This is a genomic window from Mesorhizobium sp. B2-2-3 (assembly GCF_006442405.1).
In the GTDB taxonomy this organism is placed as follows: Bacteria; Pseudomonadota; Alphaproteobacteria; order Rhizobiales; family Rhizobiaceae; genus Mesorhizobium.
Map to the genome: position 1 here is coordinate 48,168 of NZ_VFWC01000013.1, position 24,897 is coordinate 73,064.

36 protein-coding genes and 1 pseudogene are annotated in these 24,897 nt (G+C 63.3%); 17 read left to right on the forward strand and 20 right to left on the reverse strand.

All coding sequences use genetic code 11. The features are described from left to right. Positions 1 to 18 precede the first annotated feature (18 nt). Both FJ951_RS22410 and FJ951_RS22415 read left to right on the forward strand, forming a co-directional pair. Positions 19 to 351 carry a BrnT family toxin gene (locus FJ951_RS22410; protein WP_140493128.1) on the forward strand — a complete coding sequence of 111 codons (333 nt, stop codon included), beginning with the start codon at positions 19 to 21 and terminating at the stop codon, positions 349 to 351. Beyond that, a complete protein-coding gene (locus FJ951_RS22415) occupies positions 287 to 571 on the forward strand; it encodes a BrnA antitoxin family protein (protein WP_140493131.1) in 285 nt (94 codons plus the stop codon). Before FJ951_RS22410 ends, FJ951_RS22415 begins: the two co-directional genes overlap by 65 nt. A 6-nt stretch (positions 572 to 577) precedes the next feature. Here the strand turns inward: FJ951_RS22415 and FJ951_RS22420 are convergent, their stop codons facing one another. The 4 genes and pseudogenes from FJ951_RS22420 to FJ951_RS22435 all read right to left on the reverse strand — a co-directional run bounded on the left by FJ951_RS22420 (position 578) and on the right by FJ951_RS22435 (position 2,152). Next, positions 578 to 1,045, reverse strand: coding sequence for an SRPBCC family protein (locus FJ951_RS22420; RefSeq protein ID WP_140517542.1), 468 nt, complete (start codon positions 1,043 to 1,045; stop codon positions 578 to 580). A 26-nt stretch (positions 1,046 to 1,071) separates the two neighbouring features. After that, positions 1,072 to 1,251 (reverse strand): annotated as a pseudogene (locus FJ951_RS28900) (hypothetical protein); the annotation flags it as partial. Positions 1,252 to 1,262: 11 nt separating this feature from the next. Next, complete coding sequence (locus FJ951_RS22430; RefSeq protein WP_224646529.1) at positions 1,263 to 1,652, reverse strand: VOC family protein; 390 nt, start codon at positions 1,650 to 1,652, stop codon at positions 1,263 to 1,265. A 17-nt stretch (positions 1,653 to 1,669) separates the two neighbouring features. Next, on the reverse strand, positions 1,670 to 2,152 hold the full coding sequence (locus tag FJ951_RS22435; RefSeq protein WP_140493137.1) for an SRPBCC domain-containing protein: 483 nt from the start codon (positions 2,150 to 2,152) through the stop codon (positions 1,670 to 1,672). Positions 2,153 to 2,203: 51 nt separating this feature from the next. On the opposite strand from FJ951_RS22435, the gene FJ951_RS22440 reads away from it, so the two are divergent. From FJ951_RS22440 to FJ951_RS22450, 3 genes are all read left to right on the forward strand, one after another. Then, positions 2,204 to 2,527: a helix-turn-helix domain-containing protein gene (locus FJ951_RS22440; RefSeq protein ID WP_140493140.1), complete on the forward strand. Its 324-nt coding sequence runs from the start codon at positions 2,204 to 2,206 to the stop codon at positions 2,525 to 2,527. Positions 2,528 to 2,737: 210 nt separating this feature from the next. Next, positions 2,738 to 3,487: a YebC/PmpR family DNA-binding transcriptional regulator gene (locus FJ951_RS22445; RefSeq protein ID WP_140493143.1), complete on the forward strand. Its 750-nt coding sequence runs from the start codon at positions 2,738 to 2,740 to the stop codon at positions 3,485 to 3,487. A gap of 12 nt (positions 3,488 to 3,499) precedes the next feature. Continuing rightward, positions 3,500 to 3,796, forward strand: a complete 297-nt coding sequence (locus tag FJ951_RS22450) for a SelT/SelW/SelH family protein (protein ID WP_140517543.1) — start codon at positions 3,500 to 3,502, stop codon at positions 3,794 to 3,796. Positions 3,797 to 3,818: 22 nt separating this feature from the next. Here FJ951_RS22450 and FJ951_RS28515 read toward each other — a convergent pair whose 3' ends face one another. Continuing rightward, positions 3,819 to 3,980, reverse strand: coding sequence for a hypothetical protein (locus tag FJ951_RS28515; protein WP_181168316.1), 162 nt, complete (start codon positions 3,978 to 3,980; stop codon positions 3,819 to 3,821). A 63-nt stretch (positions 3,981 to 4,043) separates the two neighbouring features. Further along, complete coding sequence (locus tag FJ951_RS22455; RefSeq protein ID WP_181172268.1) at positions 4,044 to 4,523, reverse strand: DUF1772 domain-containing protein; 480 nt, start codon at positions 4,521 to 4,523, stop codon at positions 4,044 to 4,046. A gap of 221 nt (positions 4,524 to 4,744) precedes the next feature. On the opposite strand from FJ951_RS22455, the gene FJ951_RS22460 reads away from it, so the two are divergent. Further along, positions 4,745 to 5,380 (forward strand): TetR/AcrR family transcriptional regulator, encoded by a 636-nt coding sequence (locus tag FJ951_RS22460; protein ID WP_140517544.1) that lies wholly within the window; start codon positions 4,745 to 4,747, stop codon positions 5,378 to 5,380. Positions 5,381 to 5,590: 210 nt separating this feature from the next. On the opposite strand, the gene rpmE is transcribed toward FJ951_RS22460, so the two are convergent. After that, positions 5,591 to 5,812 carry a 50S ribosomal protein L31 gene (gene rpmE / locus FJ951_RS22465; RefSeq protein WP_006327661.1) on the reverse strand — a complete coding sequence of 74 codons (222 nt, stop codon included), beginning with the start codon at positions 5,810 to 5,812 and terminating at the stop codon, positions 5,591 to 5,593. 208 nt (positions 5,813 to 6,020) lie between these two features. On the opposite strand from rpmE, the gene FJ951_RS22470 reads away from it, so the two are divergent. Next, a complete protein-coding gene (locus FJ951_RS22470; RefSeq protein ID WP_140493152.1) occupies positions 6,021 to 7,820 on the forward strand; it encodes an ABC transporter transmembrane domain-containing protein in 1,800 nt (599 codons plus the stop codon). Positions 7,821 to 7,838: 18 nt separating this feature from the next. Here the strand turns inward: FJ951_RS22470 and FJ951_RS22475 are convergent, their stop codons facing one another. Next, positions 7,839 to 9,326 carry a carboxypeptidase M32 gene (locus FJ951_RS22475; RefSeq protein ID WP_140517545.1) on the reverse strand — a complete coding sequence of 496 codons (1,488 nt, stop codon included), beginning with the start codon at positions 9,324 to 9,326 and terminating at the stop codon, positions 7,839 to 7,841. A 142-nt stretch (positions 9,327 to 9,468) separates the two neighbouring features. On the opposite strand from FJ951_RS22475, the gene FJ951_RS22480 reads away from it, so the two are divergent. Then, the gene (locus tag FJ951_RS22480) at positions 9,469 to 9,822 is read left to right on the forward strand and encodes a DUF1304 domain-containing protein (protein WP_140493158.1); all 354 of its coding nucleotides are present in this window, start codon (positions 9,469 to 9,471) and stop codon (positions 9,820 to 9,822) included. Positions 9,823 to 9,899: 77 nt separating this feature from the next. On the opposite strand, the gene FJ951_RS22485 is transcribed toward FJ951_RS22480, so the two are convergent. From FJ951_RS22485 to FJ951_RS22530, 11 genes are all read right to left on the reverse strand, one after another. Further along, positions 9,900 to 10,325 carry a hypothetical protein gene (locus tag FJ951_RS22485; protein WP_140493161.1) on the reverse strand — a complete coding sequence of 142 codons (426 nt, stop codon included), beginning with the start codon at positions 10,323 to 10,325 and terminating at the stop codon, positions 9,900 to 9,902. Positions 10,326 to 10,575: 250 nt separating this feature from the next. Continuing rightward, positions 10,576 to 11,607: a peptidoglycan -binding protein gene (locus FJ951_RS22490; RefSeq protein WP_140493164.1), complete on the reverse strand. Its 1,032-nt coding sequence runs from the start codon at positions 11,605 to 11,607 to the stop codon at positions 10,576 to 10,578. A 1-nt stretch (position 11,608) separates the two neighbouring features. After that, on the reverse strand, positions 11,609 to 12,634 hold the full coding sequence (locus FJ951_RS22495; protein WP_140493167.1) for a MotA/TolQ/ExbB proton channel family protein: 1,026 nt from the start codon (positions 12,632 to 12,634) through the stop codon (positions 11,609 to 11,611). A gap of 105 nt (positions 12,635 to 12,739) precedes the next feature. Beyond that, positions 12,740 to 13,426: a hemolysin III family protein gene (locus tag FJ951_RS22500; protein ID WP_181172271.1), complete on the reverse strand. Its 687-nt coding sequence runs from the start codon at positions 13,424 to 13,426 to the stop codon at positions 12,740 to 12,742. Between the two features lie 171 nt (positions 13,427 to 13,597). Then, positions 13,598 to 14,398, reverse strand: coding sequence for an inositol monophosphatase family protein (locus tag FJ951_RS22505; protein ID WP_140493170.1), 801 nt, complete (start codon positions 14,396 to 14,398; stop codon positions 13,598 to 13,600). Between the two features lie 87 nt (positions 14,399 to 14,485). Then, positions 14,486 to 15,052 carry an elongation factor P gene (gene efp / locus FJ951_RS22510; protein WP_140493174.1) on the reverse strand — a complete coding sequence of 189 codons (567 nt, stop codon included), beginning with the start codon at positions 15,050 to 15,052 and terminating at the stop codon, positions 14,486 to 14,488. A gap of 112 nt (positions 15,053 to 15,164) precedes the next feature. Further along, entirely contained in the window at positions 15,165 to 15,482 is a 318-nt protein-coding gene (locus tag FJ951_RS22515; protein ID WP_140517547.1) for a UBP-type zinc finger domain-containing protein, read from the reverse strand. Between the two features lies 1 nt (position 15,483). Beyond that, the gene (locus FJ951_RS28520) at positions 15,484 to 15,657 is read right to left on the reverse strand and encodes a hypothetical protein (protein WP_181165380.1); all 174 of its coding nucleotides are present in this window, start codon (positions 15,655 to 15,657) and stop codon (positions 15,484 to 15,486) included. Positions 15,658 to 15,695: 38 nt separating this feature from the next. Next, complete coding sequence (locus FJ951_RS22520; protein ID WP_140517548.1) at positions 15,696 to 16,736, reverse strand: tetratricopeptide repeat protein; 1,041 nt, start codon at positions 16,734 to 16,736, stop codon at positions 15,696 to 15,698. Between the two features lies 1 nt (position 16,737). Further along, positions 16,738 to 17,385, reverse strand: a complete 648-nt coding sequence (locus FJ951_RS22525) for a thiamine phosphate synthase (RefSeq protein ID WP_140517549.1) — start codon at positions 17,383 to 17,385, stop codon at positions 16,738 to 16,740. Between the two features lie 131 nt (positions 17,386 to 17,516). Next, positions 17,517 to 18,422, reverse strand: coding sequence for a DMT family transporter (locus tag FJ951_RS22530; RefSeq protein WP_140517550.1), 906 nt, complete (start codon positions 18,420 to 18,422; stop codon positions 17,517 to 17,519). A 130-nt stretch (positions 18,423 to 18,552) separates the two neighbouring features. Here FJ951_RS22530 and FJ951_RS22535 point away from each other — a divergent pair, with 130 nt between their 5' ends. The 3 genes from FJ951_RS22535 (at position 18,553) to FJ951_RS22545 (ending at position 20,696) form a co-directional block, all read left to right on the forward strand. Then, positions 18,553 to 18,993, forward strand: a complete 441-nt coding sequence (locus tag FJ951_RS22535; RefSeq protein WP_140517551.1) for an Lrp/AsnC family transcriptional regulator — start codon at positions 18,553 to 18,555, stop codon at positions 18,991 to 18,993. A gap of 87 nt (positions 18,994 to 19,080) precedes the next feature. Beyond that, entirely contained in the window at positions 19,081 to 19,809 is a 729-nt protein-coding gene (locus FJ951_RS22540) for a class I SAM-dependent methyltransferase (RefSeq protein ID WP_140517552.1), read from the forward strand. Between the two features lie 116 nt (positions 19,810 to 19,925). Then, entirely contained in the window at positions 19,926 to 20,696 is a 771-nt protein-coding gene (locus tag FJ951_RS22545; RefSeq protein ID WP_140493196.1) for a sulfite exporter TauE/SafE family protein, read from the forward strand. Between the two features lie 21 nt (positions 20,697 to 20,717). Here the strand turns inward: FJ951_RS22545 and FJ951_RS22550 are convergent, their stop codons facing one another. Continuing rightward, on the reverse strand, positions 20,718 to 21,269 hold the full coding sequence (locus FJ951_RS22550; RefSeq protein WP_140517553.1) for a DUF2269 family protein: 552 nt from the start codon (positions 21,267 to 21,269) through the stop codon (positions 20,718 to 20,720). Between the two features lie 321 nt (positions 21,270 to 21,590). Between FJ951_RS22550 and FJ951_RS22555 the strand changes: the two genes are divergently transcribed. From FJ951_RS22555 to ruvA, 6 genes are all read left to right on the forward strand, one after another. Then, on the forward strand, positions 21,591 to 21,971 hold the full coding sequence (locus tag FJ951_RS22555; protein ID WP_140493202.1) for a cbb3-type cytochrome c oxidase subunit I: 381 nt from the start codon (positions 21,591 to 21,593) through the stop codon (positions 21,969 to 21,971). A gap of 383 nt (positions 21,972 to 22,354) precedes the next feature. Further along, positions 22,355 to 22,888 carry a DUF1465 family protein gene (locus tag FJ951_RS22560; RefSeq protein ID WP_140493205.1) on the forward strand — a complete coding sequence of 178 codons (534 nt, stop codon included), beginning with the start codon at positions 22,355 to 22,357 and terminating at the stop codon, positions 22,886 to 22,888. A 92-nt stretch (positions 22,889 to 22,980) separates the two neighbouring features. Then, positions 22,981 to 23,490, forward strand: coding sequence for a crossover junction endodeoxyribonuclease RuvC (gene ruvC, locus FJ951_RS22565; protein WP_140517554.1), 510 nt, complete (start codon positions 22,981 to 22,983; stop codon positions 23,488 to 23,490). Positions 23,491 to 23,545: 55 nt separating this feature from the next. Beyond that, complete coding sequence (locus FJ951_RS22570) at positions 23,546 to 23,815, forward strand: AbrB/MazE/SpoVT family DNA-binding domain-containing protein (RefSeq protein WP_140493211.1); 270 nt, start codon at positions 23,546 to 23,548, stop codon at positions 23,813 to 23,815. Beyond that, a complete protein-coding gene (locus tag FJ951_RS22575) occupies positions 23,793 to 24,212 on the forward strand; it encodes a type II toxin-antitoxin system VapC family toxin (RefSeq protein ID WP_140493214.1) in 420 nt (139 codons plus the stop codon). The genes FJ951_RS22570 and FJ951_RS22575 overlap by 23 nt, the downstream gene beginning before the upstream one ends. Before the next feature lie 27 nt (positions 24,213 to 24,239). Continuing rightward, positions 24,240 to 24,860 carry a Holliday junction branch migration protein RuvA gene (ruvA, locus tag FJ951_RS22580; protein ID WP_140517555.1) on the forward strand — a complete coding sequence of 207 codons (621 nt, stop codon included), beginning with the start codon at positions 24,240 to 24,242 and terminating at the stop codon, positions 24,858 to 24,860. Positions 24,861 to 24,897 lie beyond the last annotated feature (37 nt).

The following is a 24,897-nucleotide window of genomic DNA, read 5'->3' on the forward strand; positions in this document are numbered from 1 at the left end:
GTAATCGATGGTGCTGCTTTGCGGTTCGAATGGGATGCTGAAAGAGCCAGGCGCAAACTTGCCAAGCTCGGCATCGGATTCGATCTCGCGCAGAAGGTGTTCGATGATCCGCTTTATCTCATCGTGCCCGACCGGTTTGAAGATGGTGAGCAGCGTTGGCACGCTATCGGGACGATCGATGCCGTAGTGGTCATGCTGGTTGTCCACACATATCCTGATCGCGAAGATGAAGGACGAGTTAGGATTGTTGGTGCCCGGAAAGCGACAGCGCATGAAAGGAGGCGCTATGAGCAAGAAGGACCTTGGTCAGGATCAGCGCAACCAGCTCGCCAAGCTGGCTGGTTTGCCTGACAGCGAGATTGATACTTCCGATATTCCAGAAGTTCCGGCGGAGAATTGGATTCATGCTCGTCGTGGACATCTTTACAGACCACTCAAGCAGCCAGTGACAATCAGACTCGATGCCGACGTGCTATCGTGGTTCAAGGAACACGTCGGGGGTGGTTGCCAGACCGAAATCAATCGTGTGCTCCGCCATCACGTGATCGAGCAGGAAAAGCGTAGAACCTGAGCCGGTTCAACTCCCCGGCGCGCCCTTCGGGTGACGGTCGCCGATCAGGCCTAGTGTCAGGCCTTGTTCGAGCCAGGCCTTGGCGCCGGCCAGAACGAGCGTGAAGCCGCCGGTTGAATCGACCGCCTGTTTCACCTGTTCGTCGCCATTGCCGGCAAAGCCGAAATTGCGGACCTCCAGGAAGGTCGCGTCACCTGGCATTTCGGTGAAGGTCCAGATCACCGTGGTCGGCGGATCGCTCCATTGCATGACGATCTTTTCGTTGACGACGATCTCGCTGGCGACCACCGTCGTCGAGACGCCATACATGCGCCACTCCCATTGAACCGGCTTGCCGCCGTCCAACCTGCCGCTGGAATGGGTGAACCAGAATTTCGTGGTGATCTCCGGGTTGACGATGGCCTCGAAAACGTCGGAGACCGGCCGCCGGATCAGCATGGCGGCTTCGGCCGTCGGTGTCTCGCGGATTTCCATACCGTTCTCCCCTGCCGAATACGCCTTCACCAGGCGTCGGGCTCCCGCACCATGGGAACGATGTTGGCGGGGCTGGTGATCCAGAAACCGCGGAAGCCTTCTCCCAGCGGCTCGATGGCGTCGCATCGCTCGACGCCGGCCTTGGCGAGATGATCGGCGGCGCCCGGAAAATCCCCGGTGAACAGTCCCAGCCAGATCTCGGCTTGGCCCGGTCCTGCTATGGCAGATTGATCTGCCAGGAAACGCCGAACCTGTCGTTCAGCCAGGCGAAACGGCGGCTGAAACCGTAATTGCCGGTCGGCATCAGAAACGCGCCGTCTTTGGACAAGGCCTCGACGATGCGCTCCAGCTCTTCTTCGGTGGAACAGTCGACGAAGAGCGAGACCGACGGCGTGAAGGTGAAGGCGTGGTGCACAGGGCTGTTGAAGATCATGACCTCCGTGCCGCCGATGGATGCGCGAGCCAGCTTGACTGCCCCTTCGGGTCCGTCCTCGCCTGCACCGTAGCGCGTGAGGTCGAGGACGCGGCTATCCGGAATGGTCTCGCAATAGAAGGCCATGGCTTGCTCGGCCTTGCCTTCGAACATCAGGAACGGGGTTACTTTCACGGCAGGCCTCCCTTCGCTCAAATGTTGGTCTCGTTGGCAGGCTCGCCCTTCATCTCGCTGCGGTAGTAGCCTTCGCGCAAATTGATGCCGTGTTCGACATAGGCCTTCATGCAGGCCAGCATCTGCGACCAGCCCTCGCAATTGAGATAGGACTTCTTCAGGCCGACCGCGTCCTCGTGCCAGCCGGCCTCGGCGATGGTGACGAAGGTGCCGCCGTCGTCGAGCGGCTCGAAATTCATCTCGATGCGGGTCTTGTAGGCCGGCTTTCCCTCTTCGTCGGTGGCATCCCAGCGCAGCACGATGCGGCTGTCCCTGACGATTTCGTCTACTTCGACCGGCACCTTGCCCCACCACACGACATTGGCGCCCGGCACCAAGGGCGCGCTGGCACCGCCGATGGTGGTGAAATAGGAGCTGAGCTTCTTCGGATTGACGACCGCGTCGAAGACGTCGGCGACCGGTTTGCCGATGCGTCCTGAAACCCTGAATCCAAGAGACATATCCACAGTTCCTTCCTTGATTGATAGGAGCTTATGTTATAAAAACATAACATGTCAAGCCGATCGCAAGACGACAATGTTTTCAAGGCGCTGGCGCATCCGCGCCGGCGCGAGATGCTGGATCTGCTGAAGGACGCGCCAAAGACGACCGGCATGCTGTGCGAGGCATTTTCCGATGTCGACCGCTGCACCGTCATGCTGCATCTCAAAGTGCTGGAAGAGGCCGATCTCATCGTGGCGCGGCGCGAGGGGCGCGAGCGCTGGAACCATCTCAACGCGCTGCCGATCAAGCAGATTCACGACCGCTGGATCAGCCAGTACGCCGGCCATGCGCTTAGTATCATCGACCGGCTGAAATCCGATCTGGAGGGGTGAACGGCCGCCACGGCTTTGCCATGCGTGGCAAAGCGCGGCGCGGCTGGACGAATTGAGCCGATTTATCTATAAGCCGGCCATTCCGACAAAGAGCGCCATACGTCCATTCGGACGCAGCAGGGACGTTCTGACATTTTGAATTCGAGCATTGCGGAAGGCGGGTCATGCATCTCGCCGAGCAATGCTCTAGCCGAATACGACAGGGGTGCCATGGCTGGCCATTCACAGTTCAAGAACATCATGCACCGCAAGGGCCGTCAGGACGCGGTGCGGTCGAAAATGTTTTCCAAGCTGGCGCGCGAAATCACCGTCGCGGCCAAGAGCGGGACGCCCGATCCGTCGATGAATCCGCGCCTGCGCCTTGCCGTGCAGAACGCCAAGGCGGTGTCGATGCCGAAGGACAACATCCAGCGCGCCATCAACAAGGCGTCGATGGGCGACGCCGAAAATTACGAAGCCGTGCGTTACGAGGGCTACGGTCCCGGCGGCGTCGCCGTGATCGTCGAGGCGCTGACCGACAATCGGAACCGCTCGGCTTCGAATGTGCGCGCCGCCTTCACCAAGGCCGGTGGGGCGATGGGCGAAACCGGCTCGGTGTCGTTCATGTGGGATCGGGTCGGCGAGATCTATTATCCGGCATCGGCCGGCAGCGCCGACAAGGTCATGGACGCGGCAATCGAAGCCGGCGCCGATGACGTGGAGTCGGATGAGGAAGGCCACACCATCTATTGCGCCTTCGAAAACCTCGGCGAGGTGTCGAAGGCACTGGAAGCCTCTCTCGGCGAGGCGGAATCGGTGAAGCCGATCTGGAAGCCGCAGAACAATGTTCCGGTCGACGAAGAACGCGCCCAGTCGCTGATGAAGCTGGTCGCCACGCTCGAGGACGACGACGACGTTCAAAGCGTCTACGCCAATTTCGAGGTCGACGAGGAGACCATGGCCAAGCTCAGCGCTGCGTGAGCAAAGCCTGACATGACCGAAAAACCGCTGCCCACCATCCGCATCACCTATTGCACCCAGTGCCAGTGGTTGCTGCGTGCCGGCTGGATGGCGCAGGAACTGCTGTCGACATTCGGCGTCGATCTGGGCGAGGTGACGCTGGTGCCCGGCACCGGCGGCGTCTTCACCATAAGCTGCAACGAGGTGCTGGTCTGGGACCGCAAGCGTGACGGCGGCTTTCCGGATGCGGCAAAACTCAAGCAACTGGTGCGCGACGTCATCGACCCGGACCGCGATCTCGGTCATTCCGACCGCAAGGCGAAGAGCTGAGACTTCCCGCGGAAGCCGGACGTCATTTTCCTCGCCTCTGCCCGAAAATCGCGCCGATCCCCGCGCCGATTGCTATGCCCATGCCGATGCCGACGGCAGGGTCATCCATCGCTGCGCCACAGACAGCGCCGAGGCCGATCCCCGCGGCAATGCCCAAGGCCATGGTGGAATGCGGGTCGTTCACGGCGCTTCTCCCGACAAACACGCCTCGGTTGCCGCGATGCCGAACGCGGCGGACCGAGACATGTCAACGCGCGGCGAACCAGAAGGATGCCAGCGCGGTGATGGCGGTGATCGCGCGCACGTGGTTCCACATCACCCAGTCCCTGAGATAGGTGGTCCATACAGCAGCGCCGTTGCTGCTCGCCGGATCGATGGCGGCCAGCGCGTCGTTGAGCGGCACGTTGAAAACCATCGTCACGATCGGGTTGCCGACGAGATAGATGACTGCGCCGGCCAGCAGCCAGAAGGAGCCTGGCTGCTGCCAGCTGATGATGGCGCCGGCGATCAAGACAAGGCAGATCAGGCCGGTGCCGAACAAGGCGGTCATGAACATCGGCGTGATGACGGTGATGTTGATCGAGTTCATGGCGGCGATACCGCCCGCGGCAGGCAGGCGAGCCATTGCCGGCATGACGAAGTTGGAAAAGGCGAAGAACACGCCGCCAACAACGCCCGAGCCGATAGCGGCGATGAAGATGAGGGTGGGAAGTAGCTTCGCGATCATGTCAGTTGCTCCAGATGCCGGTTGCGGCGGTTTCAGCCGCAATGGGCAGAAAAGTTTTGCGGGATGGCCGGCCACCTGTTCGACGCCTTCAAATCAATTATCCCGTCTGCTTCTTTCAAAACATGAGAAATCCTCATATTTGCAAAACGTGATAAACCCTCGTATTTTGCGAGTCAAGTCATTTCTGGGTGGCATTGCCGCCCGGCGTCTGTTGAAGAGCCATGGAAAAAACCGCCACGTCCCCACCGGAACAGGTCGCCACGCCACGCCGCGCGCCGAGCCAGCAGCGCAGCCGTGAACGGGTCGAGCGCATGCTCGCCGCCGCCTCGGCGCTGATTGCGGAGCAAGGCAGCGATGCCATGCGCATGGGCGAGGTGGCGGAGCGGGCTGGGGTGTCGATCGGCTCGCTCTACCAGTTCTTCCCCGACAAGCGGGCGATCGTCTGGGCGCTGGCCGAGCGCTACACCGCCGAAAGCCAGGCCTGCATTTCAGCCACGCTCAAGGACGTCGGCGACGCCGAGGGCCTTCGGCGGGCGTTCTCGGAATTGGTGGACATTTATTACCACCTGTTCCTGGCGGAGCCGGTGATGCGCGATATCTGGTCGGGCACGCAGGCCGACAAAGCGCTGCGCGAACTGGAGCTCGCCGACAGCCGTGCGAACGCCGAATTTCTCACTGCGACGCTCAAACGCCTGCGGCCCGATGCCGATGCCGTCGCGCTGGAGACGACGGCGTTTCTCGTTTGGCAGATGGGCGAGGCCGCCATGCGGCTGGCGATCTCGGTCGAGCGGAAGGAGGGCGACAGGCTGGTCGCCGCCTACAAGCGCATGGCGCTCAGGGAATTGCTTGCGGAATAGGATGCTCTCACCCGCCCCCTCGTGGGGAGGGTCGCTGCGAAGCAGCGGGGTGGGGCAGCGCCGACCCCCACCCCGACCTTCGGTCCGACCTCCCACACGGGACCGACAAGGCGGAGGTGGGGGCAAGCGCCAGCGTGAAGGGACGTGCATTGGCCAACAAAAAACCCGCCACGGGGGCGGGTTCTCTGGTCTGCGAAAAGCTGATGAGGCCTAGAGGCCGAAACCTTCGAAGCGCTTCTTGAACTTCGACAGGCGGCCGCCGCGGTCGAGCAGGGTCTGCTGGCCGCCGGTCCAGGCCGGGTGCGTGGTCGGGTCGATGTCGAGGTTCATCGTATCGCCTTCCTTGCCCCAGGTCGAACGGGTCATGTACTCGGTGCCGTCGGTCATGACGACCTTGATGGTGTGGTAGTCGGGATGGATATCGGTCTTCATGGCTCGGTTCCTGGTTTGCCGGGCGCGGCTGACGGGCTGAAAGCCTGCGTCGATGCGCCCCTTTTTAAAACTCGAAGCCGCAGCTATTGAGGAGCCGCGGCTTCTAAAACGGTCGGCGAGCCTATACATCAGCCGGAATTGAATCACAAGGCCGCGGCAAGCGCATATTGAGGCGCATAGCTGAAGGCGGCCAAGAGGAAAGACCAGGATGGCGCAAACCAGCAGCGCAGACGAGCGCCGGCGCTCGCTCAAGCCGCTCAGGCGCCTGTTTCCCTACATCGGCCGCTACCGCACATTGGTGGCGGGCGCCGTCATCTCGCTGATCGTCGCGGCGGTGACGACGCTGGCGCTGCCGCTGGCGGTACGGCGCATGATCGATCATGGTTTCACGCCGTCCGGTTCCTCCTTCATCGCCGAATATTTCGCCGCGCTGGTGGCGATGGCCGCGCTGCTGGCGGCGGCATCGGCGGGCCGCTACTATTTCGTCATCACGCTCGGCGAGCGCGTCGTCGCCGATATCAGGCGCGATGTCTTTGCCCATGTGACGAAACTGTCGCCGGCCTTCTTCGACACTGCCCAGTCGGGCGAGATCGTGTCGCGGCTCGCCGCCGATACCACGCAGGTCAAATCGGCGGTCGGGGCGACCGCTTCGGTGGCGCTGCGCAATGTCATCCTTGGCCTCGGCGCGGTCGCGATGATGGTTTTCACCAGCCCGAAACTGTCCGGGCTGGTCATCGCAGCCATTCCAATCATCGTGCTGCCGCTGGTCGCCTTCGGCCGCTCGGTGCGGCGCAAGTCAAGGCAGGCGCAGGACACGCTGGCCGATGCCACCGCCTATGCCAGCGAGCAGATCGGCGCGGTGCGCACATTGCAGGCCTTCACCAATGAGACGCTGGTCACCGGGCGTTTTTCGGGTGCCGTCGAGGCCGCCTTCGAGGCCGCGCGCGCCTCGATCTTCGCGCGCTCGTTCCTCACCTTCTTCGCCATCTTCACGATTTTCTCCTCGGTCGTGGCGGTGCTGTGGTTCGGCTCGCGCGACGTGCTCGACGGCAATCTGTCGCCGGGCACGCTAGGCCAGTTCCTGCTCTATTCGGTATTCGCCGCCGGTGCGCTCGGCGCGCTATCGGAGGTCTGGGGCGAATTGGCCCAGGCAGCAGGTGCCGCCGAACGGCTGACCGAAATCCTCGCCGAGGAGCCGGCGATCGTGGCGCCTGCCAATCCCAGGCCGCTGCCGGTGGCGAGCAAGGGAGCGATCAGCTTCGAGGCCGTGTCCTTTTCCTACCCGGCCCGGCCCGACCGCGCCGCCGTCCACGGCCTGAGCTTCTCGGTCAAGCCTGGCGAGACGGTGGCGATCGTCGGTCCCTCGGGAGCGGGCAAGAGCACGGTGTTCTCGCTGATCCTGCGCTTCTACGATCCGGAGACCGGCAGGATCCTGATCGACGGCGTCGACATCCGCGAAGCCGACCCCCTTTCGATACGGCAGCGCATCGCCATCGTGCCGCAGGACGTCACCATCTTCGCGGCCAGCGCGCGCGACAATATCGGCTTCGGCCGGCCGGGCGCCAGCGAGTCAGAGATCGAAGCGGCGGCAAAGGACGCGCTGGCCGACGAATTCATCCTCAAGCTCGAGAAGGGCTATGACAGCCAGGTCGGCGAGCGCGGCGTGACGCTGTCGGGCGGGCAACGCCAGCGGGTGGCGATCGCCCGCGCCATCCTGCGCGACGCGCCGATTCTGTTGCTCGACGAGGCGACCTCGGCACTCGACGCCGAAAGCGAGACGCTGGTGCAAATGGCGCTGGAGCGGCTGATGCGGGGCCGCACCACGATCGTCATCGCGCACCGCCTGGCGACGGTGCTGAAGGCCGACCGCATCCTGGTGATGGATGGCGGCCGCATCGTCGAGGAAGGCACGCATCAGAGCCTGGTGACCAAGGGCGGCATCTATGCCCGGCTGGCCAAGCTGCAGTTCGAGACCGGCGCCAGCGCCTTCAGGGGCGCGGCTGAGTAGCGGCGACGCTGGGCGTGCTCACGCGGCTCCATACCGTTTGCGCAGGTGGTCGGTGAAATAGACGGCATTGAGCTTTTCACCGGTGGCGCGTTCGAGCAGGTCGGGCGTCGACCAGCGCGATCCGTGCGACCATATGTTCTTGCGGCGCCAATCGTTGATGGCACCGAAATTCCCCATGGCAAGATCGTCATCGGCCGACGGATGCTCCCGCGTCAGCGCCGCCCATTGCTGCGCCGCCATTATCGCGCCCAGCGTGTAGGAGGGAAAGTAGCCAAAGGCGGCAGCAGGCCAATGCACGTCCTGCATCGGCCCGTCCGCGGGGTTGTCGATGGTTGAGAGGCCGAGATAGTCGCGCATCCTGGCGTTCCAGGCCTCGGGCAGTTCGGCCACCTCGAGCCTGCCGGAGACGAGCTCCTGCTCCAGTTCATAGCGCAGGATGACATGCAGCGGATACGTCACCTCGTCGGCATCGACACGGATCAGGCCGCGCTCGACATGGTGGACATGCGGCAGGATGTCGTCGAGCGACCAGATTTCGCCGAGATGCTTTTCCACGACCGGCAATGCCCAACGCCAGAAGGCGGGGTTGCGCCCGATCTGCTTTTCAACGAACAGACTCTGGCTTTCATGCACGGCCATGCCGCGCGCCTTGCCGAGCGGCCAGTGCGACCAGGCCTTCGGCAGGTTCTGCTCGTAGAGTGCGTGGCCGGTCTCGTGCAGCACGCCCATCAGCGCCGACAAGAAATCGGAAGTCTTGTAGCGGGTGGTGATGCGCACGTCGCTCGGCACACCGCCACAGAACGGATGGTGCGACACCGACAGCGAGCCGTGCGTCAGGTCGAAGCCGACCGCCGCCATCATGGCAAGGCCGAGTTCACGCTGCCTGTCGATCGCGTAGCTGCCCGCAAGCGGCTTCAGCGGATGCTTGCGCAGCCGCGCTTCCTGCGCCGCCAGCGCTTCCGGCACGAACCCCTTGAGGAAAGCCTTCAAGTCGGCGAACACCGGGGTGATGTCGGCGGTGCGGTTGCCGGGGTCGTATTGCTCCATCAGCGCGTCGTAGGGGGCGAGGCCGAGGATGTCGGCGCGCAGGGCCGCCTCTTCGCGCACCAGCGCCACCACGCCTTCAAGCGCCGGCAGGAAGCCCGCCCAGTCGTTCTTGGCCCGCAGGTCGCGCCACAGCTGCTCGCAGCGCATGCGGGCGGTCGTCTGGCGTTCGACGAATTCGACCGGCAGGCAGGTCAGGTTGGTGTATTGCCGCCACAGTTCGGCCAGCGCCGCCCGCTGTTCATCGTCAAGCGCCTCGCCTTCGGCGGCGGCGATCCAGTCCGCTATTTCCGGCGCGGTCGCCCTGGTGTGGTACATGCCGGCAAGTGCCGCCATGGCCTCGGCGCGCTTCTCGCCGCCACCGACGGCCATGTGGGTCGCTTCATCGGCGCCGAGGATGGCCAGCGCGTGCTCCAGGGCTTCGAGCTTGTGGCCGAGGTCATCGAGTTTTTGAAAGGACATGGCGGCTTCCGTGATTGGGAAGGGCGAAAAAGATACCAACGCCGGCGCGTTTGCAACCCTCACGCGCCGTCCGGCAGATGCGCCTTGCGCTGGCGAGCCGACGCGTGAAATGCTGCCCGACGATACATCACGAGGGAATACGATGATCGGCAACATCCTGGTCGGGCTGGTGGCTTTGATCCATGTCTATATCGTCTATCTGGAGATGGTGCTCTGGGATACGCCGCGCGGGCACAAGGCATTCCGGCTGACGCCGGAATTCGCCAGCGCCTCGAAGGTGCTTGCCGCCAATCAGGGTCTCTATAACGGCTTTCTCGCCGCCGGCCTGATCTGGGCCCTCTACCTCGGCACGGCCGGTTTCCAGGTCAAGGTTTTCTTCCTGCTCTGCGTGGCCGTTGCCGGGCTCTACGGGGCGGCAACGGTCGGTCGCAAGATCCTGTTCGTGCAGGCCGCGCCGGCAGCGGCTGCCTTGGTAGCGGTCTGGCTCGGCTGGTGAGGAAAAGAGGCGCCTGCGGGATTGGGTCCCGTAGACGCCAGGTGGTCCCTTCCTTTTGGGCCGCGATCAGAATGGCCTCAGCCGTTCGGATAGTTCCCGCCGTCGGCGCCGTCGCCCATCAGGAAACCGCTACCGATGTCGACCCTCAGCCGCTGGTCGACATTGTCGAGACGGCGCAGCAGGTCATGATATTGTGCGGCCGGTATCCTGCCGTGATCCGACGAGGCTATCTTCTCCGCCGCCTGACCTATGCGAGCGGTGCGCATCTCCAGGCGCTCCGCCGCGGCCGGGGTGATGTTGTTGGCCTGTCTGGCGGTGATTATGCCCTGATGCACGCCTTGAACCTGTTCAATGAGAGCCTCGACACGCGGGCCGGTCATGTCGGTTGGGTCGGTCGCGTCGAGCGCGCCCTTGTGGTGACCCGCGGCGTAGGCGCCGGCAAGCGGGGCGGCGACAAGAATCGCGGCAAGGGTTGCAGTCTTGAGAGATGCTGAAGAGCGCATGACGGCGCCTCCTTTTGCTGCGGAAAAGAACGGCTCTGCCGTTCCGCTTCCGGACGATGCGGGCCGTCCAGTTCCGTCGCGTCGCGATGGGAGGCATCGCCGGCGGTTCTCGGCCCTGCGCAGCACGCTAGGAGCGCTTTGCGGCGAAGTGTAATTAAAAAAAGATAATCTTTTCAGGCCTTGCCGGTGCACAACTGCGCCCTAGAGTTGAGCCGGCGAACAAATTCGCGTGAGATCGCGTGATGATGGATCACCGTTCGGTGAGCTTCAGTTCGATCCGGCGGTTCTTGTTGCGCGCCTCTTCGGTGTCGGCGGGATCGAGCGGCTGGAACTCGCCGAAGCCGGCGGCGACCAGCCGGTTGGCCGGCACGCCGTTCTCGATCAGGAACTTCACCACGGAAGTGGAGCGCGCCGTCGACAGCTCCCAATTGTCGCGATACCGACCGGTGCCGGACAGCGGCTTGTTGTCGGTATGGCCGTCGACGCGCAGCACCCAGTTGATCTCCGGGGGAATCTCCTTCTGCAACTCGATGATGGCGTCGGCAAGTTTCTTCATCTCGACCTTGCCGGCATCGTTGATCACCTCCGAGCCGGTCGGAAACAACACTTCCGACTGGAAGACGAAGCGGTCGCCGACTATGCGGATGTTCTCGCGGTCGGCGAGGATTTCGCGCAGGCGGCCGAAGAAGTCGGAGCGGTAGCGGTTGAGTTCCTGCACGCGCTGCGCCAGCGCCACGTTGAGGCGGCGGCCAAGGTCGGCGATCTTGGTGTTGGAATCCCGGTCGCGGGCCTCGGAGACGTTGAGCGCGTCCTCGAGCGCGCCGATCTGCTTGCGCAAGGCCGCGATCTGCTGATTGAGGATCTCGACCTGGCTCAGCGCCTGCTGGCTGATCTGGCGCTGGCTGTCGAGCTCGCCCGTCAGCGCCGCCGCGCGCTGGTTGGCCGCATCACCGGCGCCCGCACCTTGCGCCAGCAGCTGCTGGAGCCGGCTCTTCTCCGCTTCGGCCGCCGACAGCGATGCCTGCAGATTGGCGAGCGAATCCTCCTTGTCCTGTGTCGTGGAACGCTCCAGCGCCAGAAGCTGCGTCAGTTCGTTGATCTGCGAATTGAGACGCGACAGCACGGCGTCCTTGCCGGAGATTTCGCGGCCGAGCAGGAACTGCGCCAGCACGAAGACGGTGAGCAGGAACATGATGGCCAGAAGCAGCGTCGACAACGCGTCGACGAAGCCCGGCCAATAGTCGATGCGGCGGTCGGCGCGCCGGCTCCTGGCGAGCGCCATGCTAGTGCACCCCGGTCTTCTTCAGGGCGTCGGCGATCTTTTCCAGCGTGTTGCGCATCGCCTTTTGTTCATCCGACTGTGCTTCGACCCAGTCGCGCATGATCTGCTGCTCGGAGCGCATGTTCTTGACCAGGCCGGAAATGCCGTCGGCGAGATTGGCCATGGCGGTGGCGACGCGCGGATTGGAGCCGCCGCCATTCTCCTGCATGCTGCGCAGCCGCTCCGACAGCAGGCGGATTTCATCGGAAGGCTCGGTCCGGACCGCGTCGGAGACGACGATGTCGGACGACAGGTCGGTGACCGAGGAGAGCCAGTTCTCCAGTTCGGTGTAGAAGCGCGTCTGCGCGCGGCCGGCCTGCAGGTCGAGGAAACCGAGAACGAGCGAGCCGGACAGGCCGAACAGCGAGGACGAGAAGGCCGTGCCCATGCCGGCGAGCGGCGCCGACAGCCCTTGCTTCAGCGAATCCAGCACAGCGGCGGCATCGCCGGTGCCGGGATCGAGCGACTCGATGGTCTCGCGGATGGAGCCGATCGTGTTCAGCAGGCCCCAGAAGGTGCCGAGCAGGCCAAGGAACACCAGGAGGCCGACGAGGTAGCGCGAGGTGTCGCGGCTTTCATCGAGCCGCGTGGCGATGGAGTCGAGCATGGTGCGCATCGAGCTGGTCGAAAACGCCATGCTCGACGAGCGGCCGATCATCGCCTTCATCGGCGCCAGCAGCACCGGTTCGGTGATCTCGGAACCGGCGCGGAAGGAGTTGACCCAGCGCACTTCGCGAAACAGCCGCCCGACCTGGACGAAGGCCAAAAGGATGCCGACGGCAAGCACGCCGATGATCAGGCCGTTGAGCCCCGGATTGGTGACGAAGGCGGTCGAGATCTGCCGTGTCAGGATCGCTGCGATGAAGGCGACGATGGCCAGGAAGATGACCATGGTCAGGAGAAAGACCTGCGGGCTCGACAATTTGTGTGGGTCGTAGATCAGCACGTCGGAGCGCCTGCCCATGCCGAAGGATCTGAGAAAAGCCATCCGTGCCCCGTTTCCGATGCCGCTGCCGCCGATCACGTCGTCGGCGACTCTAAACGGAATTGTGACCAAATTGAATGGTGCTTGGCAATATTGCCGCCAGCAGTTTCAGAGACGGTTGATGACCAGGCAATCGACCATCGCCGCCAGATGCAGGCCTGCGCCGGTGACCACGAAACCATGCCACAGCGCGTTGTGGAAGCGCAGCCCCTTCCAGGCGAAGAAGATCACGCCGCAGGAATAGACGACGCCGCCGGCGACGATGAGCACGATCGCCGTCGTCGGCAAGGTAGCGACGAGCGGCTCGACCAGGACGATGCCGCTCCAGCCGATGGCGAGATAGAAGACGATCGCCAGCCGGTCGAAGCGGCCGGCGAAAAACACCTTTATGGCGATGCCGATAATGGCCGCGGTCCAGACCAGGACGATCATCCAGCCGGCCAGCGCCGAGCCGTCGAGCTGCGCGAGAAAGGGCGTGTAGGTGGCGGCGATGAGCAGATAGATCGCAGCGTGGTCGAAACGCCGCAAAATCCATTTCACCGGCGAAGTCACCGGCCATAGATTGTAGGTCAGCGACACCGAGAGCACGGTGAGCAGCGACACGACATAGAAGGCGGCGGCGATGTATTCGCCCGGTCCGACCCGAAAGGCGGCCAGCGCCAGCAGCGCCGAACCGGCCGCGATCGCCAGCACGATGCCGACGGCATGGACGATGCCGTCGGCGATCATCTCGGCACGCGAATAGTGCCATCGTCCGACAAAGGGGATCTCGATCTGCGGCGGCGTCTTGATCATCATCATCCTGCGTCAACCCTATCTGGGCAAGCGCCGGACAGTATTTCAAGCTTTGTTTGCGGTTTTGCGACTGCGGCGCTTCAGCGCGGCGGGGATTTGTCCTTGCCCAATTCTCCGGGAAAAGCTGCGCGCGTTCCCGGAAAGCCGCTCCGCACTTCTCCCGGAATTGCTTCAGCGGGCAGCGAGCGGCTTTTTCACGGCCTTCAGGAGGGCGCGCTGGATGATCTCGTTGCCGGCGACGACCGAACCGTTGTCGAGCATGTCCTGGCCGCCGTCCATGTCGGAGGCGAACCCTCCTGCTTCACGGATCAGCAACAGGCCGGCTGCGATGTCCCAGGGCGACAGGCCGACTTCCCAGAATCCGTCCATGCGGCCGGCGGCGACGTAAGCGAGATCGAGCGAGGCCGAACCCAGGCGCCGGACGCCGGAAACCTCGGCCATGACATTGCGTAATTCGATCAGGAAATTGCCATGCTGGCCACGCCCCAGATGCGGCACCCCACAGCCGATGACGGTGTCGATGAGCTTGGTGCGGCCGGCGACACGCAGGCGGCGGTCGTTCATGAAGGCGCCGCCGCCGCGCTCGGTCGTATAGAGCTCGTCCATGGCCGGATTGTAGATCACGCCGGCCACGATCTGGCCCTGGCGCTCGAGCGCGATCGAGACAGCGAAAAGCGGAATGCCGTGCAGGAAATTGGTGGTGCCGTCGAGCGGATCGACGATCCAGCGGTGCTGGCTGTCATCGCCGGCGATCGTGCCGCGCTCTTCCATCAGGAAGCCGTAACCGGGCCGCGCCTTCGACAGTTCGGCAAAGACAATATCCTCGGCCTTGCGGTCGGCCTGGCTGACATAGTCGCCCGGTCCCTTCATCGAGACCTGCAGGTTCTGGACCTCGCCGAAATCGCGCGACAGCGAGCGGCCGGCCTTCATTGCGGCCTGGACCATGACGTTGAGAAGGGCTGAGCGTGCCATCGTAACTCTTCCTGCTGCCCGCGCTTTAACCTTTGTCCTGATGCATGTCGGTGACCCGAAACCTGGGCCACCTCTGGGCGACATGCATCAGTCGGCGCGGCGCATATAAGTGATTTCATTGGTGTCGACGACGATGCGTTCCCCCGCGCCGATGAAGGGCGGCACCAGCACGCGAATGCCGTTTTCCAGCACCGCGGGCTTGTAGGAAGAGGCCGCCGTCTGGCCCCTTACCACCGGGTCCGCTTCGGTGATGGTCAGCGTTACCTGGTCGGGGAGCGAAATGCCGATAGGCCTTTCCTCGTAGAGCTGGACCGTCACCATCATGCCGTCCTGCAGGAAAGCGGCGCGGTCTCCGACGAAGTCCTTCGCCAGCTCGAGCTGCTCGTAGCTCTCGGTGTCCATGAACACCAGGGCGTCGCCCTGCTCGTAGAGGAAGGAAAAATCCTTGAGATCGAGCCGGATCTGCTCGACCGTCTCTGCCGAACGGAAGCGCTCGTTCAGCTTTGTGCCGTTGATGAGGTTCTTCAGTTCGACCTGGTTGTAGGCGCCGCCCTTGCCCGGCTTGACCGTGTTGGTCTTGACGGCCACCCACAGGCCGCCATCGTGCTCGATGACGTAGCCGGGACGGATTTCGTTGCCGTTGATCTTGGCCATGATGATGTGATCCGGGAATGAGATGTTCGCAAGACAGCGATTTCGGGCCTCCAAGACCACAAATCGCCCGAAGAGGCAAGCTGGCGCTGATCGGATGTCCCGTGGCGGCGGCTCAATCGAAGCGCACGATGGTGCCGAGTTGCGGCGTCTTGTCATGCGAGAAATCGAGCATGACCTCGTCGACATAGCACCAGCCCCACGTCTCGGGCGGGTCGTAGGCCTCGATGACCGGATGGCCGGTCGCCCGGTAGTGGCCGGTGGCGTGACGGTTCGGAGAACTGTCGCAGCAGCCGACATGACCACAGGTGCGGCACAGCCGCAGATGCACCCACCAGGAACCCGTCTTCAGGCACTCCTCGCAACCTTCGGCGCTTGGCGTTACCTCGAGGATGAAGCTGCCATGCGTGCATCGTTTGTCGGGCGAAGCCATTTCATTGCCTCCTTGGAGAAGCGATGCCGCGATATAAACCCTCAACCGCTCTCATCGAAACCGCGGCGACCGCTTCGGTAATGATATCGAAGACTTTTGCCAGCCGACGGATCTGCGACGACCGCATGATAGCCATCTGCATGGAAAGATCGAGGTCACTTGCCTCGACGAGCATCGCGCAATGACTTCCGCTGGATATCCGCTGATCGCGCGTCAGGGCAGGCGGTTTGCCTTCTGCAGTGCCTGCTTGGTCTGGTCGTCGCTCAATCCTTGCAGGAAATCGTCCATCTCGGGGTCGATGAGGCCGGCGCGGCGGGCGACGATGTACCAGGCGCCGGCAAGCACGAGGTCCGGCTCGGTGCCGATGCCTTGCATATAGAGTTTCGCCAGGCGGTTCTGGGCGGCGACATTGCCGCCTTCGGCGGCCTGCTTCATCCAGCCGAAGGCGGATTTCAAATCACGCCCGCCGCCGCGGCCCTCGATCATCCAGGTGGCGAGGTCGAGTTGCGCGGTGTCATAGTTTTGCCGCGCGGCCTGAGCCAGCAGGCGCCGGGCCTGAGCGTCGTCGCGCGATTTGCCGCCGACGCCGTTGGCATAGATCTGTGACATCGCATACTGGGCGTCGGCGAGGCCGGTCGCCGCGGCGCGCTCGTAATAGGTCACGGCCTTGGCGATGCCGGCGTCGCCGGGGTCCTGCTGGACCAGCATCTGCGCGAAATTGAATTGTGCCAGCCGGTTGCCCGCTTCGGCGGCGGCCTGCATCAGCGCATAGGCTTCCTTTTCGTCCTTTTTGACGTAGCGGCCGTCGAGCAGCATCAGCGCATATTGGAACTGCGATTCCGGCACCCCTTGCTCGGCGGCGGCTGCGTACCATTTCGCCGCTTCGGCCGCATTGAGGGGCACGCCCAGTCCGCGCGACAGGATCTCGGCCACCAGCGTCTGCGCCGCCGGGTCGCCGTTTTGCGCCCGCACCAGCGCGAGGTTGTAGGCGGTCTTGTAGAGTCCGCGCTGGAAAGCCCCGTAGGCCGCATCCGCCGGCTTGGCGCCGAAGCGGTCGGGATTGATCGCGTCGGCCGAAGGCAATGGCGCTGGCTCGGCGGTGGTGGCGGGCTGCGGCAACTGCTTTTCGATCGGCTTGTCGGTATGCACGCCGGCATCCGGCTTAGGGTGCGGCGAAGGAATCGTTTCGGCGGCAGCGGCCTGGATCATGACCGCAGCAAGCAGGGCCTGAAGGGGAAGCCTTGCCGAAGACACGTCAGTCCTCGAAACGCGGTGCGGTTTCATCGAGCAGCGCATTGGCCCGCGTGATCGCCGCCTTGGGATCGACGCCGTCGGCGAACACCGCACTCGACAGGGCGACGAACTCGGCGCCCGTATCTGCGACGGTTTCGATCGAAGCGAGCTCCGATCCGGCCATGACAATGCAGGGGATCTGAATCATCTGCGCCCACCATTGTCCCAGCGCCAGGTTGCGCGGATGCGGATCGGGCTTGTTGTCGTAGCCGAAGCGGCCGAAGAAAATATAGTCGGGCCTGACTTCGCCGAGTTCGAGCGCGTCATCACGTGTCTTGGCGCCGCCGGCGCCGACCATCATTTTTGCCTGGAAATGCTCGACCGTCTCGGCGAGCTCGGCCTTGGAGACCTCGACATGAATGCCGTCGGCCTGGACACGCCCGGCGATGCGCGTATCGCCGGCAATGACGACCGCGATGCCGGCCGCCTGTGCCGCCGGTACGATTTCGGCGGCGAAGGCCTGGAAGGAAGCTTCGTCCATGTCGTTCTGCGGCAGGATGAGCGAGGCGACGTCGCCGCCCTCGAAGGCCGAGACGATACGGGCGGCCGGCACGCCAGATGGCGCGATCAGCACGATGCGGCAGCGATTGGGGGGCGTTGCGTCGTTCATGGTCTTCGATCCCGGGTTTCGCCTATGCCGGGCGAAGATGGTTGGATTGCGGCATAGAGCAAAGTGCCCGCTTTGAACAGGCGGGCAGGCGGGATCGCTATTTTTGACCGCCGAAGCGCCGGCGATTGGCGTTACTCGATCGGTTGCGCACCTGCCGCGGCAGGCCTTGGCTTCCACAATTTCCAGCCGAGATTCATGCCGGCGGCCGCGATCAGGATGGCGGCGGCGCCGACGAGTTGGCTGAGATGCAGGCGATGGCCGAATGCCGTGACGTCGACCAGGATCGCAACGATCGGGTAGATGAAGGACAGCGACCCCTGCAGGTGCGTCGGCAGCTTCTGGATGGCGCCGTACATCAGGATGTACATCAGACCGGTGTGGACGATGCCGAGCGTCGCCAGCATGGCCCAGCTCCTTGCGTCGGTCGGAAGATGCGAGAGATTGGCGAAGGGCGCCAGCATCAACACGCCGACGCAGACCTGGACGAGCGCGATGAGATGCGGCGGCGTGCCCTTGAGCTTCTTGGTGACGATGGCGGCGACGGCCCAGAAGAAGGCAGCGGCCAGCGCCATGACGATGCCGGCGAAATAGTTGGTGCCGATATCGCCGGCGTCAGGGGCGGCCTCGACGATCAGCACCATGCCGGCGAAGGCGATTGCCAGCCAAGTCAATTTCGTCAGGGTCAGCCGCTCGCCGAAGAAGAGCGCGCCGAAGCCGACCAGCATGAAAGGCTGGGTATTGTAGACAGCGGTGGCGATCGAGATCGACGCGCGCGAGAATGCACTAAACAGCAGCAGCCAGTTGACGACGATAGCGGCGCCACCGAGGGCCGCGATGGCGAAAACGCGAAGCGACAGCCTGTTGCGCAACAGGCCGAGGCCGACGCAGATGAAGAGCAGCGTCACCGCGCCGAAAGCGCAGCGCCAGAACACCACATCCATGATAGGCTGGCCGGACAGGACGACGAACCATCCGATCGTTCCCAGGATCGCCATTGCGGTGGACATTTCGATCGTCCCACGTGCTGTATCGCTCACGGCAAATCTCCAGATCATTGAGCGTGCATAATCTCATGCTGATCCTGGGCTTTCCATCCAGCGAGAAAGGTGACATGCTGGTTTTGCCTATTAAAAATAGGTAAATACCCGGAAATCCTGAGAATGTGAAATGCTTGACGATCTCGACCGACGTCTCCTCGAAATCCTGGTGAAGGATGCGCGGACTTCACTGAAGGAGCTGGCCGGCCAGGTCGGGCTGTCATCGCCGAGCGTTTCGGAGCGGCTGCGGCGGCTCGAGGAGCGCGGCGTGATCAGGGCTTTCACCGTCGAGATAGACCCGCTGGCGCTCGGCTATACATTGCAGGCGATCGTGCGCATCAAGCCGCTGCCGGGCAAGCTGCACATCGTCCAGAAGCTGATCGAGGAGATCGCCGAATTCGGCGAATGCGACAAGGTGACGGGGGACGACTGCTTCGTCGCCAGGCTGTTCGTGCGTTCGATCGGCGACCTCGACGGCATCCTCGATCGGATCGCCGACAAGGCCGAGACCAGCACCGCCATCATCAAGGCGCAGCCGATCCGGCGGCGGCCGCCACCGCTCGGCGCATGACCGGTCCGCGTTTCTTGACTCTGCTTGGCGGTGGTGGAAATGCGTGGCGGCTCCGCCAGTCAGGCATATGAACAACGAGGAAAGAACATGGCGCAGAATGTCTATGATCAGCCGGACTTCTTCGCAGGCTACAGCCAACTCGGCCGGTCCGTCGAAGGGCTGGAGGGCGCCGCCGAATGGCCGGCGTTGCGCGCGATGCTTCCCGACGTCAGCGGCTTGCGAATCGTCGATCTCGGTTGCGGCTTCGGCTGGTTCTGCCGCTGGGCTCTTGAACACGGGGCCAAGGAGGTTCTGGGTCTCGACCTGTCGGAAAAGATGCTCGCCCGGGCGCGTGCCGCCGGCCCGGACGCCGGCATCGTCTACGAACGCGCCGATCTCGATGAACTCAGCCTGCCGCCGACGGCTTTCGATCTCGCCTACAGCTCGCTTGCCCTGCACTATGTCAGCGATGCCGCGCGGCTGTTCCAGACCGTGCACCGGTGCCTGGTCCCCGGCGGGCATTTCGTCTTTTCGACGGAGCATCCGATCTATATGGCTCCGACGCATCCCGGTTGGTCTGTCGATGCCGAAGGCCGCAAGACATGGCCCGTCGACCGGTATCTGGTGGAGGGACCGCGCAAGACGGACTGGCTGGCCAAGGGAGTTGTGAAACATCACCGCACCATCGGCACCACGCTCAACACGCTGATCCGGTGCGGCTTCACCATCGAGCATGTCGAGGAATTCCGTCCGACCGACGCGCAGATCGCGGCCAAGCCCGAACTGGCGGAAGAGCTCGAGCGGCCGATGTTCCTGCTGGTCTCGGCCCGGCGATAGGCAGAGCAGAATGGGCCGGCCTTGCTGTGGCGACGCCCACATTTGCTGTCGCTCCGCTCGGGAATCTGGGCTATTCAGGCGTTGACTCGCTTTCCCTCCAGACCAGTCCCTCCTCCATGTCAGGCCTGCTTTCCGATCCGTGGTTCTATGCGGCCGCCGTCCCGGCGGTCATTCTGGTCGGCCTGTCCAAGGGCGGATTTGGCGGCGCGGTCGGTTTCGTCGGCGTGCCGCTGATGGCGCTGACCATGCCGCCGGTGCAAGCGGCGGCCATCCTGCTGCCCATCCTATGCCTGATGGACATCGTTTCGGTATGGACATGGTGGGGCGTCTATAACAGGAAGATGCTGGTCGACATGATGCCCGGCGCGGTGATCGGTATCGGTCTCGGTTGGCTGACGGCCGCACTGGTCACCGAGGAGGCCGTGCGGCTGATCGTCGGCGCCGTCGCCATCATTTTCGTGCTGCGCTGGCTCTATCTGAAGTACCGCCACGGCGCCGACCATGCGGCGCAGCCCAACCGCGTCGCCGCGGCCCTCTGGGGCACGGTCGCCGGCTTCACCAGCTTCGTCGCCCATGTCGGCGGCCCGCCCTTTCAGGTCTACGCGCTGCCGATCCGGCTCGACCCGAAGGTGTTGTCCGGCACGGCGGCGATCTTCTTTGCCGCCACCAACGCGCTGAAGCTCGTTCCCTATTTCGCGCTCGGCCAGTTCGACAGCACCAATCTGACCGCGTCGGCGGTGCTGATGCCGCTGGCGCCGCTATCCACCATCGCCGGCGCCTGGCTGGTGCGCCGCATGCGTCCGGAGATCTTCTATCCCTTCACCTATGCGACGGTGGCCGTCGTCGCGGTGAAGCTTCTGTGGGACGGGATCGCCGGCCTGATGTAGCCGGGACCGTTTTCGCCTGCCTCAGGCGACGCTCGGCACCATGCGCCTTGGTCCGCCGAGCGCCAGGGTGGCGCCAGCCGCCAACACAAGCCCCATGGCGGCAAGGACCGTGAAGTCGTCGATGGTCGGCTTCAGCACCATGTCGGCGATGATGATCAGCATTACCGCATAGTCGAAGCGCGCCGCCCGCAAGATGCGCTGGCCAGAGGCAAGGGCGGCCGGCGTCACGCCATCCCTGGCGATCATCGCGCCCATGTGGTCGGCGCTCGGCTTGAAGACGAACATGCCGATTGAAAAGGTGGTGGCGTAGCCGGCAAGGCCGATCAGGATCCACAGTTGCGAGAAGCCGACCCAGAACCAGCACATGATTAGCCCGAAGGCCAATGTCAGCATCGACATCGGCGCGAAGAAGCGGTTTCCCAATTCGCCCGTAGCCCGCATTGCCTGCAGCGTTCCCTGGATGTTTCCCGACCGATCGGCGAGCGTCGCCAGCACCATCAGCGCGAAACCGCCGCCGACCCATAGGGTCGCCGAAAGAATGTGCAGCAATTTAACGATCGAATACCAGTCCATGCTTCTCCCCGGCGCCTGATGTAGCGGAAGGAGCGAATCCTCGCCTGCCGCTTCGATGGCCAAGCGTTTATCGCCGCGCCTGTTTCGGAACGATGTCGTGAAAAAACCAGTTCTGTTTCAAGTGCCGGCTAACGTAAGGAGCCACTGATATTGCGAGCGCGCCATTCGGTTTTCTGCTATTATGAGGGGCGTCCGGGGGCGCGACATCGTCCAGAAACAGTGCCGATGCTAGTGCGCCCGCGCCGGGAGCCCGGTGGCGAGAGCAATCGCCTGACGATCAACCCTTTCCCGAACACGGGAAAGGCAACTCGGGGGAAAGATATGCAAGGGGTAGCACGGAATTTCTTCACGCTGGCCGTTATCTATGCGCTGTGCGGCATGGCGCTCGGCCTGTACATGGCGATCAGCCAGGACCATGGCCAGATGCCGACCCACGCCCATACGATGGTCGCTGGCTGGCTGATGTCGGCGGTCTTCGCCTTCTTCTATCACCTGTTTCCGGCGGTCGGACAGAAGACGGTTGCCGTCGTTCACTTCTGGCTGACCGCAATCAGCGGCATCGGCCTTTTGATCGGGCTCTACTTCCTGCTTGGCGGCGATGCCGCGATCGAACCGCTGGTGGCGGCGTCTTCGATGGGTTTCTACGCGGCCTTGCTGCTGTTTGCCTTCATTGCCTTGCCGGCGGTTTGGAAAACGGCCTGAGCCGAGGCTCGGCACATCCTTCAGGAACTGTGCTGTTACGGCACAGTGGCGCGGGGTTCGCTCAAAAAACATCGGCGCCGTTAAGGGTTCATTAAGCTTTACAGGCGTTTACTATGCGCATCCAGTGATCTGGATTCTTACCGAGTGGTTGGAGCCACTTTGTTTGACGCCTCCCTGTTAAACTCCTGAGAGCCGCCTTATCCGCGGCTCTTTTTTTGTCCGCTTTCCAGCGACACGGTCCGCACCGGATCACGTTAACCTTCTGTTAAACATGTGCTTGCCTTCACCCCGGACGAGGCGCATTTTCAAGCTTCAGTTATGTAGGGTTCCGGGTGTATCGGCAGTAAGCCGAATCGGCCGGTTGCAAGTGCAGGGGCGTATCGATGAACGAGCCTTCGAAGGGCAGCGCGAAAACCGTCAAGCTGGCGGAACGTCGGGTCTTTTCGCACTCCTTCAAACCGCTCTACCAGGAAGGCATGGGGCTAGTCGAACAGGCGGCGGAGTATCTCGACGGCAAGGGCCGGGCCGAGGCCAAGAAGCTGTCGCGGCTGGCGGCCACGCTCTATGCGGCCGAATCGATGCGGCTGACCACCAGGCTGATGCAGGTCGCCTCGTGGCTGCTTCTGCAGCGCGCCGCGAATTCCGGCGAGATGACCCGCGACCAGGTCGCATCGGAAAAGTCCAAGGTGCGCCTCGACACCGCCTCCGCCCATGACGAGGCGGCCGGCTGGGCCGAACTGCCCAAGGATTTCCTCGACCTCGTCAACCGGTCGCTGCGCCTGCAGGCACTGGTGCGCCGCATGGACGAGGAGATCTACGGCGCCGGCGCGGTGGTCGACATGCAGCCCATGAGCCGCCGGCCCAATCCGGTCTCGGACCAGATCAGCCTGCTCAACACGGCTTTCGCCCGAAACTGAACTATTCTGGAACGTTCCCGGTCAGCGCGTTACTGTTTCCGGTTTGTTCACATTTCGCTGGCATCGCTGTCTCCGGGAGATAGAGTAACCGGATGAGGGACGCGATTCGCATCATCGGTATCGATCCGGGGCTCAGGCGCACCGGCTGGGGCATTGTCGAAAGCCTCGGCAACTCGCTGCGCTTCGTCGCGTCCGGCACGGTACGTTCCGAAGACAAGGCGGCGCTGGCGACGCGGCTGTGCCAGCTGCATGACGGGTTGGCTGAAATCCTGCATTCCGCCATGCCGCATGAGGCGGCCGTCGAACAGACCTTCGTCAACAAGGATGCGGTGGCGACGCTGAAGCTTGGCCAGGCGCGCGGGATCGCCATGCTGGTGCCGGCGCGAGCCGGCCTGGTCGTTGCCGAATATGCACCCAATGCCGTCAAGAAGGCGGTGATCGGCGTCGGCCATGGCGACAAGAAGCAGATCCACATGATGGTGAAGGTGCTGCTGCCGAAAGCGACCTTCGACACCGAACATGCCGCCGACGCGCTCGCCATAGCCATTTGCCACGCGCATCACCGGCAAAGCGTCGCCTATCGGATGGCACTTGCCGGTTGACGATGTTCTTGACTTGTTCCCTTGTCTGTCGTAGGTAATACTTTGAGGTATTACCATGCGCGTCACCACCAAAGGCCAAGTCACGATCCCCAAACAGATAAGGGATCACCTGGGTATCCGCCCGGGCTCCGAGGTGGAATTCGTGGCCACCGATGAGGGTGCTCGGCTTGTGGCCGTCAACGAGAATCTCCCCGAGGAGGAGAAATTGCGCAGGTTCAGTAATGTCCTTGACCGGATGGAGGGGACGTTGGATCTGGGTGGCATGACGACCGACGAGTATATGGAGTGGCTGAGGGGGCCGCGTGAAGATCTCGACGTTGATTGACACAAATGTCCTGATCGACGTTTGGGGGCCGGCCGGACCGCTGACAAAATGGTCGGCGTCTGCAATCGCCTCATGCCGCCGCGACGGCGACTTGGTGGTCAATACGATCATCTGGTCTGAACTGGCGCCGCTGATCGCCTCGGAGGCAGCGCTTCGAAAAGCGGTCGACATGCTCGAGATCGATCGCGAGTTTCTGCCCTGGGATGCGGCCTTCCTTGCAGGTGTGACGCATTCCCGTTATCGCCGTGCTGGTGGAATCCGCGAACGAACCTTGCCGGACTTCTTTATTGGCGCTCATGCGACCGTTGCCGGACATCGTCTTTTGACGCGCGACGCCGCGCGTTATCGCAGTTATTTCCCGGACCTTGACATCATTTCTCCTGAAACGCACCCATGAGGGCCTATCTTCCATGAAAGATTTGGCATGATCGGCAAGCTCAAGGGTACGCTCGACGAGATCGACGAGGACCACTGCCTCGTCGACGTGCATGGCGTCGGCTACGTCGCCTACTGCTCGGCGCGGACGCTGGCTGCGCTGCCTTCGCCCGGCGAAGTGGTGGTGCTGTTCATCGAGACCTATGTGCGCGAGGACATGATCCGGCTCTACGGCTTCCAGTCGGTGCTGGAGCGCGAATGGTTCCGGCTGTTGATGAGCAATGTGCAGGGCGTCGGCGCCAAGGTGGCGCTGGCAATCCTGTCGACGCTGGCGCCGGCCGACCTTGCCAACGCGATCGCGTTGCGCGACATCGCCATGGTTTCCCGGGCGCCGGGCGTCGGCAAGAAGGTGGCCGAGCGCATCGTTACCGAATTGAAAAACAAGGCGCCGGCCTATGCCGGTGCCGCGTCGGGCACGATCGGCTTGAAGCAGGAGCTCGGCGAAGGCGTGGCAGCCGCGCCGATCACAGACGCGGTCTCGGCCCTAGTCAATCTCGGCTATTCCCGCGACACCGCCGCCAATGCGGTGGCGGCGGCACTGAAGACGGCGGGCGAGGAGGCGGACGCGTCGAAGCTGATTCGCTTCGGGCTCAAGGAACTGGCGCGGTGAGCGCACGCTTGTCCGGTTCCCGGCCATATGCAAGGAA

Excerpts from the sequence above, each read along its gene's own strand:
- FJ951_RS22455 (WP_181172268.1), bottom strand. The coding sequence starts at position 4,523 with ATGATCGCGAAGCTACTTCCCACCCTCATCTTCATCGCCGCTATCGGC.
- FJ951_RS22420 (WP_140517542.1), bottom strand. The coding sequence starts at position 1,045 with ATGGAAATCCGCGAGACACCGACGGCCGAAGCCGCCATGCTGATCCGG.
- rpmE (WP_006327661.1), bottom strand. The coding sequence starts at position 5,812 with ATGAAGACCGATATCCATCCCGACTACCACACCATCAAGGTCGTCATG.
- FJ951_RS22440 (WP_140493140.1), top strand. The coding sequence starts at position 2,204 with ATGTCAAGCCGATCGCAAGACGACAATGTTTTCAAGGCGCTGGCGCAT.
- efp (WP_140493174.1), bottom strand. The coding sequence starts at position 15,052 with ATGGCCAAGATCAACGGCAACGAAATCCGTCCCGGCTACGTCATCGAG.
- FJ951_RS22505 (WP_140493170.1), bottom strand. The coding sequence starts at position 14,398 with ATGGCACGCTCAGCCCTTCTCAACGTCATGGTCCAGGCCGCAATGAAG.
- FJ951_RS22555 (WP_140493202.1), top strand. The coding sequence starts at position 21,591 with ATGCAAGGGGTAGCACGGAATTTCTTCACGCTGGCCGTTATCTATGCG.
- FJ951_RS22450 (WP_140517543.1), top strand. The coding sequence starts at position 3,500 with ATGACCGAAAAACCGCTGCCCACCATCCGCATCACCTATTGCACCCAG.
- ruvA (WP_140517555.1), top strand. The coding sequence starts at position 24,240 with ATGATCGGCAAGCTCAAGGGTACGCTCGACGAGATCGACGAGGACCAC.
- FJ951_RS22470 (WP_140493152.1), top strand. The coding sequence starts at position 6,021 with ATGGCGCAAACCAGCAGCGCAGACGAGCGCCGGCGCTCGCTCAAGCCG.
- FJ951_RS22435 (WP_140493137.1), bottom strand. The coding sequence starts at position 2,152 with ATGTCTCTTGGATTCAGGGTTTCAGGACGCATCGGCAAACCGGTCGCC.
- FJ951_RS22515 (WP_140517547.1), bottom strand. The coding sequence starts at position 15,482 with ATGGCTTCGCCCGACAAACGATGCACGCATGGCAGCTTCATCCTCGAG.
- FJ951_RS22525 (WP_140517549.1), bottom strand. The coding sequence starts at position 17,385 with ATGAACGACGCAACGCCCCCCAATCGCTGCCGCATCGTGCTGATCGCG.
- FJ951_RS22535 (WP_140517551.1), top strand. The coding sequence starts at position 18,553 with ATGCTTGACGATCTCGACCGACGTCTCCTCGAAATCCTGGTGAAGGAT.
- FJ951_RS22475 (WP_140517545.1), bottom strand. The coding sequence starts at position 9,326 with ATGTCCTTTCAAAAACTCGATGACCTCGGCCACAAGCTCGAAGCCCTG.
- ruvC (WP_140517554.1), top strand. The coding sequence starts at position 22,981 with ATGAGGGACGCGATTCGCATCATCGGTATCGATCCGGGGCTCAGGCGC.
- FJ951_RS22490 (WP_140493164.1), bottom strand. The coding sequence starts at position 11,607 with ATGGCGCTCGCCAGGAGCCGGCGCGCCGACCGCCGCATCGACTATTGG.
- FJ951_RS22560 (WP_140493205.1), top strand. The coding sequence starts at position 22,355 with ATGAACGAGCCTTCGAAGGGCAGCGCGAAAACCGTCAAGCTGGCGGAA.
- FJ951_RS28520 (WP_181165380.1), bottom strand. The coding sequence starts at position 15,657 with ATGCTCGTCGAGGCAAGTGACCTCGATCTTTCCATGCAGATGGCTATC.
- FJ951_RS22545 (WP_140493196.1), top strand. The coding sequence starts at position 19,926 with ATGTCAGGCCTGCTTTCCGATCCGTGGTTCTATGCGGCCGCCGTCCCG.
- FJ951_RS22415 (WP_140493131.1), top strand. The coding sequence starts at position 287 with ATGAGCAAGAAGGACCTTGGTCAGGATCAGCGCAACCAGCTCGCCAAG.
- FJ951_RS22540 (WP_140517552.1), top strand. The coding sequence starts at position 19,081 with ATGGCGCAGAATGTCTATGATCAGCCGGACTTCTTCGCAGGCTACAGC.
- FJ951_RS22500 (WP_181172271.1), bottom strand. The coding sequence starts at position 13,426 with ATGATCAAGACGCCGCCGCAGATCGAGATCCCCTTTGTCGGACGATGG.
- FJ951_RS22495 (WP_140493167.1), bottom strand. The coding sequence starts at position 12,634 with ATGGCTTTTCTCAGATCCTTCGGCATGGGCAGGCGCTCCGACGTGCTG.
- FJ951_RS22570 (WP_140493211.1), top strand. The coding sequence starts at position 23,546 with ATGCGCGTCACCACCAAAGGCCAAGTCACGATCCCCAAACAGATAAGG.
- FJ951_RS22445 (WP_140493143.1), top strand. The coding sequence starts at position 2,738 with ATGGCTGGCCATTCACAGTTCAAGAACATCATGCACCGCAAGGGCCGT.
- FJ951_RS22485 (WP_140493161.1), bottom strand. The coding sequence starts at position 10,325 with ATGCGCTCTTCAGCATCTCTCAAGACTGCAACCCTTGCCGCGATTCTT.
- FJ951_RS22460 (WP_140517544.1), top strand. The coding sequence starts at position 4,745 with ATGGAAAAAACCGCCACGTCCCCACCGGAACAGGTCGCCACGCCACGC.
- FJ951_RS22550 (WP_140517553.1), bottom strand. The coding sequence starts at position 21,269 with ATGGACTGGTATTCGATCGTTAAATTGCTGCACATTCTTTCGGCGACC.
- FJ951_RS22480 (WP_140493158.1), top strand. The coding sequence starts at position 9,469 with ATGATCGGCAACATCCTGGTCGGGCTGGTGGCTTTGATCCATGTCTAT.